This window comes from Micromonospora sp. bgisy143 (genome assembly GCF_057708145.1).
This window is the reverse complement of sequence record NZ_JBYIRN010000005.1, coordinates 38,163-50,251: the sequence shown is the minus strand read 5'-3', so window position 1 is coordinate 50,251 and position 12,089 is coordinate 38,163. Positions and strand designations below refer to the sequence as shown.

The window sequence follows — 12,089 nt, the reverse complement described above, 5'->3', positions numbered from 1 at the left end:
GGGTTTCCTCGGCCGGGCACCACAGGCGCTGCCCGAGAACCCCGGTCGGATCAAGGGCAAGCCGCTACGCGGTCGCCTACGGCGAGCCTTGACCCGATCCCGAACCCTGGGCAGGAGCATGCCTGCCCGAACGAGGAGACCCTGCCCGCCCGCAAGCCCCGCTTGACAGCCACCATTGAGACTCGTCCAGTAGAGCGCTCCACCTTGGCACCCTGGCCCTGGCCCGCTTCACCGAGGTGTGGGTCGGCGGCGGACGGGATGGCTTCGAGCGGGCATAGGCGGAGTGGGCCGCAAGAGCCTAGACTGCCGGGCATCGTGATGCCCGATGAACTCTGACGACGGAGCCTCCTTCAGGACGGTAGTGCGAATGGTAGAAGGCGCGACTGAGCCAGCAAGATCGCGCGGAGTTGGACGCGTCCCCCTCTTCGCCGCCATATCCGTTGTTGTGCTCCTTGCGCTGACGGTCGCAGGATTAGTTGGTTTTGTCGGCTGGCTGATTTTGATGAATCCGCAGACGAAGATCGTTACAACGTCGCCCAAAGACGCCCTGGATCTAGCGAAAGTAGCGCTAGCTGTTGCCGGAGGGATCGGCGGGGCGGGTGCTCTCGTCGTGGGCTTCAGAAAGCAACTTGCGGCGGAGGCTGAACATCTTCGGAACGAGAGGGAGCATCGGCGCGGAGACCGCGCCGAACAGCGGGAGGTGTATCGCAGCCTGAACGAAAGATTCCACCAGGCTGTTATTCTTCTCGGCAACAAGGAATCCCCTGCCGTCCGACTTAGCGGCGTCTACTCTTTGGCCTCGCTCGCCGAGGACTGGTCACTTGGTCGCCAGCAGTGCATCGATGTTCTCTGTGCCTATATCCGGCTGCCGGTGGCGCCAGATATAGAAGATACCGGAGAGCGCGAGGTTCGCCGCACGGTATTCTCTGTGATTCGTGAGCACCTACTGGAAGATGCGCCTCAGCGCTGGGATGGGCTCCGGTTTGATATGAGTGGAGCCAATCTTGATGGGGTGAATCTCGACAACATAAAGCTTGAGCGGTCAACCCTAGACTTCTCAAGGGCTAAGCTTCTCGGCGGCCAGATAAGTCTGAAGGGATTGGCCCTCGATGGAGGAGGGGTAAACTTCCGACAAGCTCAGTTTACGGCTGGAGAAATCGACATCTCGGGCGTATTTGTTGATCGAGGAAGGCTCTCCTTCGAGGACGCCGAATTCCTCGGTAGCGGCCTGGTCTGTAACCATGGCATGATCCTAACCGGGCAGATCTCCTTCGAAGGTTGTCGGATAAGCGGGTCGAGGCTCAACCTCGGCCGCCTATCCCCGATTGCGACCGATGACAGGCGGAAGCCGGCACCGCTCACCTTCGATGATGCGATCATTGAGGATGGCCAGGTTTACCTCGGGGCGCTCGACTACGAGCACCTCGAAGGAGTGTCCGAAGGAGTAGAGCAGGGTCGGTCCAACCTGATTCGTGGCTCGCGCCGAGATGGCTGTTGGGTTACCTTGAAGCACATCCTTTTGAACGGGGGCTTGGTTTCCTTCCGAGAAGCGAGATTCAACAACGGTGTCATTTCGCTTGAAAATGCCGTACTGGCAGGAGGGGAAGTAACCTTTGCGATGGCGCGGTTTGTGGCAAGTGAGATAAATTTCGCTGGAGTCAAATTCAAGGGATCTACGGTTGATTTTGAATACGCTCACTTCGAAGGCTTGAGGGGGGAGGGGGCCGAGCGAGAAACAGCCCAGTGGATTCGAGGGCTTGAGAAATTGCCGGTGGTAGAGCGTGATATGGTCTGGGACCCGCATCCCGTTGCCGCTCTTCAATTGAATTCGGCAGAATTCTGGGACGGCGTCCTTGTTCTTGACCGCTGCTCAATGGATGATACAGTTCTAGATTTTGTGGGAGTCGACTTCCGTGGCGGTCGAGTCACGCTTGCCAGGGCTAATTGCATGAGAGCCGTAGTTAATCTCTGGAACTCTAGATTCAACTATAGTTCGGTTACTGAAATCGTGTTGCCAGATGATAAGTTGCTTACTGTTCTATGGAGTGACTACTACGAAGGCCCTCTTGCTCGAATCCGAATCCCCGAGAAGGTGAGCGTGCTGGAGGTTAGCGCAAGTGACTAGCCTTCCTCCGTGTAGCTGCGTCAGCAAGCCGCACGCACCAGCTGTCATTGAGTCTCGCTAGGCCGGTGGCCGTGCTAGCTAGCTGTCCGACAGGTCGAACTCCCGTACCACCCTGATCGCAGCAGCCTTGCCAGCGGCGGCAACCCGCCCAAGGGACGAAGGGGTGAGTTGGGCTAGCCAGTTGACTGGCTGCGCTTTACGTCGGTGTGAGTGGAGCCGGCCGAGGCATGGATGCGGTCGCTATCCGGCTGCCAGCGAGGAGCCCTGCATTATCCGGGGCTATGGGACCTTGGAATGCCTTTATCCCGCATCCGCGCGCGGTCTGGCCCCTGGCTAGCCGCAGAAAGCCTTAGAGCGACCAAGTGCGCCCGAGAAACATCAGGTCAACACCGTGCGCAGGTGGTTGGCCTGGTGGGCGACGGACGAGTCGACCTGTACGCCGGATTAAGATCATCACACCCCCGCTGACCAGGGGCGGAGCGTAGCGAAGGCCGCTGTAGGCCGTCGTCAGGCCGTTCGGTGTCGTATGCGCGCCGTCCAGCGGACAGGGCCAGAGGCGTGCTACTGGTAGTGCCTGACATTCATGTCCTGCCGGAAGTCGCGGCACCTTCGCGCCGCCGCCCAAGGGAGTCCGCACCCGCAACGGCGACCCACGACGATCCGGTCCACTGGCCCACGCGGCTTTACGGATCCTTGTCAGGAACCACAGCGTTGTAGATCTCCGCGGACCACCTGCCATCAGGCACATCGCCAAACGCGCATCCTCCGCTTCAACGGCTGGCCCAGGGCTTTGCGCGACTCCTGAGTAAAGCCTTGATCGATGACTATCTTTGTCGCCTTCAGCGAGATCGACGGCGGGCATCGCGCGAAGGTCGCTCACAGTGCAGCTCTCCGCCAACCATCTCTAGGCACGCTTGCGAGGGACGCCTTCATCATCTTTTCGCAACTGGGAGATTAAACCCGAATCTTGCGGGGGCGGCGCCGCCGAGGCAGCCTGTGGCGACTTGGATCTAAGCCTCGAAGCTACCTGATTCAATCTCTGCAGGGCCGCTTCCCGTAGAATTTCTTTTATTCTTCTTCGGATTTCTGGCGTTCGCTCAATCCGAGGCCGCTCCAGGGGAATGAAGAGCTCGTCACCGTAAAGCTTCTCTCGCGTCACGCCTACCAGATTTTGCAATACGCAGGCGTATAACAACTGACTTGCACGTCGCGTGCGTTCCGCTCCAGCGGCGTGAATCATCCCGCCCGCCCCGACTGCGGCGACGACTAGAATTAGTCCCGCAGCGGGCGTCACACGGAAGCCGAGGAAGTCATATGTGGTTAAAACCGCTGCAATCGAGAAGGCCGCCAGGGGCCAGGCTACACCCTTACGGAACTCACCCTCCGACCTAACGCGATCAATTTCATTATGAAGATCCTTGTAGTTTACTCGCAACACTACCTCTGCCTGCTCCATACGCGCGCGGAGCCGGTCCCGCAGAGCCTTCAAGTTGAACACGGCAGCCGCAAATTCGACCCGTGCCACCGAATCTTCTTTCAACTTCTGAGCGATGGCCGCACGCGCCACCTTCGCAATGCTGTCATCACGGCGGATATAGAAACTCAGTAAAGATATGTCGTCGGCTTTCGCAATTCTCGGTTTCTGCTCCTCGGTCGCGAATGGATACACCTCCCGATTGCTAAGGTGTACTGCCTCGGCAGCCTTGCTCAATGTTTCTGAAGTCATCACCTTTAGGGCATTGTCAAGAATTCCTGGGTTCTCGCCAAACGCCGACTCAAGATCAGCCTTCAGCAGTTCTTGAAAATTTCCATAGTCGGGCTCGGCAATCTCTCGCACCTGCCGAAAGAAAGCAGCTATGCGACCACCGATGGACTCGATAGACTGCAAAGCCGTGTCTTCCAGCACTTTCCGATACGGCTCGTCTAGAAGCTTGCGTCGCATTCTAGACGCAGCTAAGGCTACGTATATTGCGAACACTCCAAGAATGACAAGAAACAGCGAAGGCGCCGCTGCGGCACTGCGGAGAGCGGCAAATACTAGTGCTACATTTAGGAGCGCTAGGGCGATCATGAACAGTCCCCAGAAAATCCTGCTAAGCATCTCCAGCAAGACGCCCAACAAGTAGATCAAAAAGATGCCAAAAACAAGCAAGAGTTGATCGGGAAGAGCTTGGAGCGGCTCCACAACAGGCTTGATATGCGAGTTGCGCCAGTCCTGTTCCGGGATCAGGAAAAAGATCAACCATAAAGCGCCTGACCAGAGCAGCCCAACCGAGAACGGCGTACGCGTGTCGCGCAGGCCCGGGACCACTTGCGACAGAATGTTCATATCTTTCCGATTCATTGATACAAAGTGCAGCCGATGCGATTTGGCGGTTTAGAACCCTAGCCCTAAGTCAGGGATTGCCGACTTCCTAGTCAGATTACCGACAAGGCACCGCGCTCCGCGCGGTGAGGGGCGGCAAGCCGCCGACAGCCGCCGGGACACCGCCCCATCAACCAGAGGGACCAAGCCCAGCAAGGCCGTGACGGAAGCCGCCGGGTCGGACTGGTCGCGGGGTCGGGGCTTCCGGCTGCCGCGCCAGTCCAACCCGGGACTCGCTTGCCACTGGCTCATTTCATCGCGGTAACCAGCTCCACGGCCAGACGTGCCCGACCCTCCCCAGCGCCGCCGGCCTCCTACCCGGAACCCCACGCCCGGCCCCGTAGAGCCCCCACGGGCGCAGCCCGGCGCGAGGCCAACTGAGCCGGCGCTCAGGCCGTCTCCAGGCCGTCCCAGGCCGTGGCCAGGCTGTCAAACGCCACCCAACGATGACCAAGGTCAACCAACGGCACCAGATGAACGGGCAGCTCAGAGCCATGATCGAGGCTCTGAGCTGATGGGCGGCGGACGATTCGACCTGTACACCGGATTATGAACGTGTGACTTGGCCTGAGTGGGCGCTTTCATCCATCCGTAATGACTCGCGTGTGTTTCCTGTGGCTTGGGCGACGACAATGGAGGTACTGTCCGAAGTGGCAGTTGTCAAGATCGGCGTTGCCCGTGCAGTCCCGTCGGGAGCAGTGATGTCAGAATCCGCCTCGTCTTTCGCCGATCAGCTCCGTGCTCTGATCATGAGTCGTGGAATCAGTTATCGCGCGTTGGCAAGACAGACGTTTTACAGCAAGAGCTACCTGCATGACCTGGCTTGCGGTCGGAAGACGCCGGCCTTGACCACTGCCCAGCGCTTGGACACTGCCTTGGAGGCGGACGGGACGCTGGCTGCACTCCTTGCGGTCCCCGCTGTCGAGGAGCGTTCGGCGGGCGTCGGTGGAACGCAATGGCTACGATGCGACGCGGAACAGCTCGCTGAACTGCTCGTAACGCAGACGCCCACGGCTGAGAACGCCGCCGCATTGGCCCATCAGTGGTTGATCGCCGAGCCACCACAGCGATATGAGCTGACCGGGGGTCGGCGGGTCGGGGACGAGACGGTGGGTCGGATCGAGGACCGGGTTCGTCAGCTCCGACGGCTGGACGACCACGTGGGTGGCGCCGAGACCTACGCAATGGTTTCCGCCGAGTTGGCCGCCACCGCCGACCTTCTGCGTGAGGGTAGCTATCGGGAAGCCGTGAGTCGGAGGCTGCTCGTTGTCATCGCCGACCTGTGTCAGTTGGCGGGCTTCGTCGCCGAGGACGCTGGTCGGCTCTTCGAGGCACGCCATCACTACCTGACCGGGATGCGGGCTGCACACGCTGGTGGCGACACTGCCAGTGCGGCCAACTGCCTGAGCAGCCTCTCGTACCTTAAGGCGAACCTTGGTGACCGACGCGAGGCAGTCACCTTGGCTCGATCAGCCTACGTGGGAGGCCGGCACGCGGCTGAGGCTACCGGCCAAGCTCTGCTGCTTGAGCGCGTCGCCTGGGCGCACGCACGCATGGGCGAGGCAAGTCTCGCCGAGCGGGCCTTGGGCGACGTCGCCGAGGTCTATCAGCACGTCAACCTGGGCGATGCGCCTTCCTGGGCATACTGGCTGACCCAGGACGAGGTCCAGGTCATGGCGGGACGTGTGTGGACTGAATTGCGGCGACCGCTCAGAGCGGTGCCCATCTTGGAAGATGCCATCCGTCGTTACGGCGACGACTCGCCCCGCGAGACCTCCTTGTACCTCGGTTGGCTCACCCAAGCGCTGCTGCAAGCCGGAGAGGCTGAGCAGGCCATCGCCGTGGCCGGACGTTCCGTGGCTCTCGCGCGCTCAGCGCGGTCGCAACGTGCTGTTGACCGTGTCGCCGAGCTGCGTCACATGATCGCCGCCGTCGACGGCAGGACGAGCGCTGCTGACGAGTTCCTAGAGCTGTCCGCTGGCCTGTCCGCCGATCCAGGCGGACACCTCGAAGGACAGTAGCGGACGCGATCCGTCTGGATCGCAATCAATGATCGTCACAGGCTGTCACCTAGGCATCGCTGAATGGTCGCCCGATCGGGCGCGGCGAGCCGGGCGCGGCGGCCATCCGGTCATGTGCACGTCGCGCCCCGACCCGTGAGGTGGGGGAATGAGCGGCAGGCACGATGGGCGCGGCGACGAGACGGTGAGCAAGGGTGAACAGGCTGAGGCGGCCGAGCGGGAGGCGGCCAAGCAGCGCATCCTGGCCCAGGCCGAGGCGGAACGCGTACCCGTGGACGACACGACCCGTGCGGTCCCGGACCGGCGGTGGCGGCGTGAGCAGCGATGATCTCCCCATCGGACGGCGGGTGGCCGGTTGGCGGGTCCGACGGTCGATGACGCAGCAGATGCTTGCCGACCGCCTCCGCAGGTCGAAGAGCTGGGTGGACAAAATCGAGCGCGGCGTTCGCCCCCTTGACCGGTACTCGGTGATCCAGGAACTCTCCCGCGTCCTTCGGGTCGATCCGGAGGTGCTGCTCGGCCAGCCGCCCAGCGCGCCGACGAGCACCCCGACCGGAGTGGACGACATCCGAGCCGCGCTCGCCCGCTACGACACACCACCGACCCCGCCACACCTGCACGAGCTGAGGCGACAGGTCGGGCACGCCTGGTTGACCTACCAGCACGCGCACTACCCGCAGTTGGCGCGGGCGGTGCCGCATCTCCTCGACGCCGCCCAGGGCGCCCGGTCGCCGGAGGTGCTGGTGCAGGCGTACCGGATCGCGGCGCTGTTGCTGGTCAAGCTCGGCGAGGCCGACCTCGGCTGGCTGGCCGCCGACCGCGCCATGGGCGCTGCCCAAGACGACCCGGTCCTTGTGGCGACAGCGGCAATCGCGGTGGCCCAGGCGCTACGCGCGTCGGTCCGGGACCGGCTGGCCCTGTCGGCGACCCTCGCCGCCGCACACCGTGTCCTTCCCTCGTCAGCCGACGAAGGTGATCAAGAGGTTTGCGGCACTTTTGGAGATCAGGGCCGACGCCAACCTCTTGATCACCGGGGCCGGGGCGAACACGTACGCCGGGGTGACCGTCGCGCGTGGGCGGTGGGTGGGACGTTGCTGGTTCAGGCCGCCCTCGCCGCCGCCGGCTGCGGCGAGCACCGCCGCGCCACCGACCTGATCGACCGGGCCGCGGGCGTCACCGCGAACCTCCGGGGGTACGACGAACCGCACGGCACCAGCTTCGGGCCGGTCACCGTGGACATGGCGCGGGTGCTCCTCGCGGCGCAGCGCGGTGACGTCGATGGCGCACTCAAACGGCACACGACGATCGTGCGGCGGGAGGTGTGGCGGCGATTGCCGGCCGAGTATCGCGGTGCCTACCTGCTCGACGCCGCGCGGATCTACCTGCTTGCCGGTGACGTGCGCGGGGCGGCGCGTGCGTTGGTCGACGCGGACAGTGTCGCGCCGGGTGAGGTTCGGGGGCGGTCTCTGGCGCGTACCCTCATCGCCGATGTTGCCCGTGCCAAGCCGGCGGCGGCCGGCGTGGCGCGACTGGCGACGCTGGTCGGGCTCACCCGGTGACGGACTCGCGACGACGTACGTCGTCGGCGGGGTTGATGGTGCGGACCGGGTTGGGGACCGGGCCGCGTCGCCGCCACTCGCGGGGGTAGCCGAGCGAGACCTCCTCGAAGCGGACGCCGTCGTAGAAGGTCGTGCGGGGAATGTGCAGGTGCCCGTAGACCATCGTGGACGCGCCGAAGCGCAGGTGCCAGTCGCGGGTGCGGACGGTGCCGCACCATTGGGCGAACTCCGGGAACCACAGGATGTCGGTGGGTTCACGCACGAGGGGATAGTGGTTGACCAGCACGGTCGGCAGGTCCGGGTCGCGTTCGGTGAGGCGGCGTTCGGTCTCGGTGACGCGGGCGGCGCACCAGGCCTCGCGGCTCGGGTACGGGTGGGGGTGTAGCAACGCCTCGTCCGTGCAGACCACGCCGGCCGCGTGGGCCAGGGCCAGCGACTCCTCTTTGGTGCGGGCCTGGGGCACCCGGAACGTGTAGTCGTAGAGCACGAAGAGTGGGGCGATGGTGGCGGGGCCGCCCTCGCCGTCCCATACCGGGTACGGGTCCTCGGGCGTGACGACGCCGAGGCGCCGGCACATCGCCACCAGCTCGCGGTAGCGGGTCTCGCCGCGCAGGTGCTCCGGCTCGCCCGGTGGCGTCCACAGCTCGTGGTTGCCGGGCGCCCACACGACGGTGGCGAAGCGGCTGCTCAGCAGCGTGAGCGCCCACTCGATGTCGGCGAACTTCTCGGCCACGTCACCGGCCACCAGCAACCAGTCGCCGGGGTGGTCCGGGTGCAGCTCCTGGACGAAGGCGCGGTTGTCCGCGTAGCTGATGTGCAGGTCGCTGACGGCCCGCAGCCGGGGCGAAACGCTCACGGATCGAGGCTAGGCGTCGGCGGGCCGATCGGCATACTCCGATTCGGTCGTGTCCTGCTCCGCTTGCCGTGGCTACCACGGGACGTGCCCCCGGGCCGGCATATCCGCTGACCCGGCGGGAAAGCGCGGGGCGTCCGAGAGACCGAAACCGGAGCAGGAGACGAAACATGCCTTTCATCACCGTGGGGACGGAAAACTCCGCGCCCATCGACCTGTACTACGAGGACCACGGTTCCGGTAAGCCGGTGGTGCTGATCCACGGCTTCCCGTTCAACGGCGCGACCTGGGAGAAGGAGACCAGGGCGCTGCTGAATGCCGGATACCGGACGATCACCTACGATCGGCGCGGTTACGGTAACTCGGCGCAGCCGGCGTTCGGGTACGACTACAACACGTTCGCGGCCGACCTGGACGTGTTGATGACCGAGCTGGACCTGAGTGACGTCACCCTCGTGGGGCACTCGATGGGCACCGGTGAGGTCGTGCGTTACCTGGGCAACTACGGCTCCCAGCGGGTCAGCCGGGCGGTGCTGCTCAGCCCGCTCGAGCCGATGCTGGCCAAGGCCGACGACAACCCCGAGGGCGTCGAGCGGAATCTCTTCAAGGGCTTCCAGGACGCCATCATCAAGGACCGGTTCGCCTACCTGACGTCCTTCTGCGACGCCTTCTTCAACCCGGATCAGAACATGGGCAAGCGGGTCAGTGAAGAGGCGTACCGGGCGCACTGGCAGATCGGCGCGATGGCCTCCGCCAAGGCCACCCACGACAGTGTGGACGCCTGGCAGGAGGACTTCCGGCCGGACCTGCCGAAGATCGACATTCCGGTGTTGATCGTGCAGGGTGACCAGGACCGGGTGCTGCCGTACCCGGTGACCGGTCAGCGGCTCGGCCCGATGATGCCGACCGGCACACTCGTCACGCTCAAGGGCGCGCCGCACGGTATCCCGTGGACGCACGCCGACGAGGTCAACAAGGCGATCATGGACTTCATGAAGCAGCCTGCGAAGGCCCGCGCCTGACCCGTACCGGTAGCCGATCGGACGCCAGCGCCATGTCGGCGCTCCGGCACCCGGCCCCAGCGTTTCGCACCGGGGCCGGGTGTCGGCGTCCGCGCGGTCACGCCCGGATCAGCGTCACCAGCCCCGCCGCGACCAGCACGCCGGCCCACAGTCGGTCCACGTTGAACCAGGCCCGGCGCAGCACCCCCACCCCGAGCACCTCGTAGACCAGCACCGCGACGGCCAGGGCGGTGCCGAACATCGCCACGGTGTGCACCCCGGCGGCCGCCAACCCGGGCAGCGCGCCCACCGACGCCGCCGCCAGGTGCCCCGAATGGCCCCCGGGAACCGGCTCGGCCACCAGCACCGGCAGCAGCATCAGCCCCGCGCCGTGCGCCGATGACATGAGGAACGACCAGCCGGCGAGCTGTGCCGCCGACAGTCGCATGCCCGCCCAGCGGAAGTGCCGCTCGGAGAGCAGCCGCCACAGTCCGAAGCCGACCAGCAGCACCCCGCCGACCACCGCCAGGACCGTGCTCGTCGTCACCGAACGGGTCGCCGTGACCAGCGCCGCGACGATCGCCACCGAGGCCAGGTGCCCCGCCGCGATCGGCGGCAACGCGCGCAGCAGCGCCGAACGGCTGCGCTCCTGAAGGCCCCGGGCCACCGCGAACAGCCAACCCATCGCCGGGTTCAGGCCATGGAACGCCCCGAGCGCGGCGAGCGTCGCCAGGGTCCCGACGGTCACGGGAAGCAGTACGAGTCGGAGGACGCGTCCCCGCCCTGGAGGCGCGTCTGGTGCACGCGCAGCCCCCGGAACTCGTCCCCGTGCGGGAAGAACCGCTCGTCGGGGGTGAGCCCGCCGGCCTCGACGTCCACGTCGAGCTTGGCCAGCCACGCGCCGACCCCGTCGGGGTAGAACTGGTCGTCCCACGCGCCGTAGAGGGAGTTGCTGACGTAGACCCGCCGGCCGTCCCGGCTCACCTCCACCATCTGCGGGCCGCCGGCCAGGGCCTCGTCGGGCGCGGACGGGTGGGCCGTACGGCGGACGATCCCGCCCAGGTGCACCGAGCCGGTCTGCACCGGGTGCAGCGGGTCGCTGACGTCGTACTGGCGCAGCTCCCCGGTGCCCCAGCACGACACGTACAGGAAGCGGTCGTCGACGGACAGGTCGATGTCGGTCACCAGCGGCGGCACCGCCCCGAACGGCTTGAGCAGGTCGGGCAGGTCCGCCGGGTCGGCCGGCTCGGCCGGAATGTCGATCACCTTGGTGACCGCCCAGGCGTCCCCGTCGCGGTGCCACAGCCAGACCGAGGCGGACAGGTCCTCGACGCTGATCACGACCCCGACGAACCCGTACGACTTCGTCGGATCGTGCGCCGGACGCAGCTCCAGTGGCATCTGGTACTGATCGCCGAGGTCGACCCGCTGGACGTGCCGGCGCTTGGCGAGATCCCAGAAGTGGATGGCGTGACCGTAGCGGCGACCCAGCAGCAGCTCCCCGATGATGCCGTCCTCGATCATCGCCGGGGTGCCCCACTCGCTGGTGACCAGCACGTCCTGGTTGAGGTGCCACCACACGTCGTACGCGAGGAACTGCGGCCCCCGGTCGGCCTCCCACGCCCCGCGGACCTCGAAGGTGGTGTGGTCGAGGATCGCGACGCCACCCGGCCCTTCCTCGCCGTCCGCGCCGCCGAGCGCGGACAGGTAGATGCCGTCCGGACCACAGTGCACGGTGTGCGGCCGGGAGTAGCCGGCCCGCTTCGCCAACTCCTCCGGTCCGATCACCTTGACGACCTGCGGCTGGCGTGGATCGGGCTGGGTGTCGACGACGTGGATGCGCGAGGAACGCAGGCCCGGCACGATCAGGTAGCGCCGCTCGACGTGCGGGTGCGGGGCGGTCGGGCAGAGCGCGCTGCTGCACGCGTTCCAGCCGAAGTGGTGCAGCTCGTCGCCGAGGTGCGGCAGGTCGGTCCAGCCGACCACCCGGCCGTAGTCGGGGGAGTCCGGGTCGGTGTCGAGCACCACGATGGCGTCCGGGCGGCTGGCCGTACGGTCGAAGGCTGCCACGTAGGCGAGCTTCTCCGCCGGCGCGGTCGCCGCCTCGCGGGGTGACGGGTAGAAGGTGGGGTCGGGCGTCCAGCGGGTCATCGCATCTCCGCTTC

The 12,089-nt window shown here is 65.4% G+C and carries 9 protein-coding genes; 5 read left to right on the top strand and 4 right to left on the bottom strand.

The window, feature by feature from the left end; all coding sequences use genetic code 11:
- Positions 1-325: 325 nt before the first annotated feature.
- Positions 326-2,125, top strand: coding sequence for a hypothetical protein (locus AC3EN4_RS09640; RefSeq protein WP_435205569.1), 1,800 nt, complete (start codon positions 326-328; stop codon positions 2,123-2,125).
- 904 nt (positions 2,126-3,029) lie between these two features.
- Here AC3EN4_RS09640 and AC3EN4_RS09635 read toward each other — a convergent pair.
- Positions 3,030-4,469, bottom strand: coding sequence for a hypothetical protein (locus AC3EN4_RS09635; protein WP_435205568.1), 1,440 nt, complete (start codon positions 4,467-4,469; stop codon positions 3,030-3,032).
- 722 nt (positions 4,470-5,191) lie between these two features.
- Here AC3EN4_RS09635 and AC3EN4_RS09630 point away from each other — a divergent pair.
- From AC3EN4_RS09630 to AC3EN4_RS09620, 3 genes are all read left to right on the top strand, one after another.
- Positions 5,192-6,511: a helix-turn-helix domain-containing protein gene (locus tag AC3EN4_RS09630; protein WP_435205567.1), complete on the top strand. Its 1,320-nt coding sequence runs from the start codon at positions 5,192-5,194 to the stop codon at positions 6,509-6,511.
- 148 nt (positions 6,512-6,659) lie between these two features.
- On the top strand, positions 6,660-6,839 hold the full coding sequence (locus tag AC3EN4_RS09625; protein WP_435205566.1) for a hypothetical protein: 180 nt from the start codon (positions 6,660-6,662) through the stop codon (positions 6,837-6,839).
- Entirely contained in the window at positions 6,826-8,070 is a 1,245-nt protein-coding gene (locus AC3EN4_RS09620; protein WP_435205565.1) for a helix-turn-helix domain-containing protein, read from the top strand. Before AC3EN4_RS09625 ends, AC3EN4_RS09620 begins: the two co-directional genes overlap by 14 nt.
- On the opposite strand, the gene AC3EN4_RS09615 is transcribed toward AC3EN4_RS09620, so the two are convergent.
- A complete protein-coding gene (locus AC3EN4_RS09615) occupies positions 8,060-8,926 on the bottom strand; it encodes a metallophosphoesterase family protein (protein WP_435205564.1) in 867 nt (288 codons plus the stop codon). The two genes, AC3EN4_RS09620 and AC3EN4_RS09615, sit on opposite strands and share 11 nt — an antisense overlap.
- Before the next feature lie 167 nt (positions 8,927-9,093).
- Between AC3EN4_RS09615 and AC3EN4_RS09610 the strand changes: the two genes are divergently transcribed.
- Positions 9,094-9,945: an alpha/beta fold hydrolase gene (locus AC3EN4_RS09610; protein WP_435205563.1), complete on the top strand. Its 852-nt coding sequence runs from the start codon at positions 9,094-9,096 to the stop codon at positions 9,943-9,945.
- 97 nt (positions 9,946-10,042) lie between these two features.
- Here AC3EN4_RS09610 and AC3EN4_RS09605 read toward each other — a convergent pair whose 3' ends face one another.
- Positions 10,043-10,672 (bottom strand): hypothetical protein, encoded by a 630-nt coding sequence (locus AC3EN4_RS09605; protein WP_435205562.1) that lies wholly within the window; start codon positions 10,670-10,672, stop codon positions 10,043-10,045.
- Positions 10,669-12,075, bottom strand: coding sequence for a selenium-binding family protein (locus tag AC3EN4_RS09600; protein WP_435205561.1), 1,407 nt, complete (start codon positions 12,073-12,075; stop codon positions 10,669-10,671). Before AC3EN4_RS09600 ends, AC3EN4_RS09605 begins: the two co-directional genes overlap by 4 nt.
- Between the last annotated feature and the right edge of the window lie 14 nt (positions 12,076-12,089).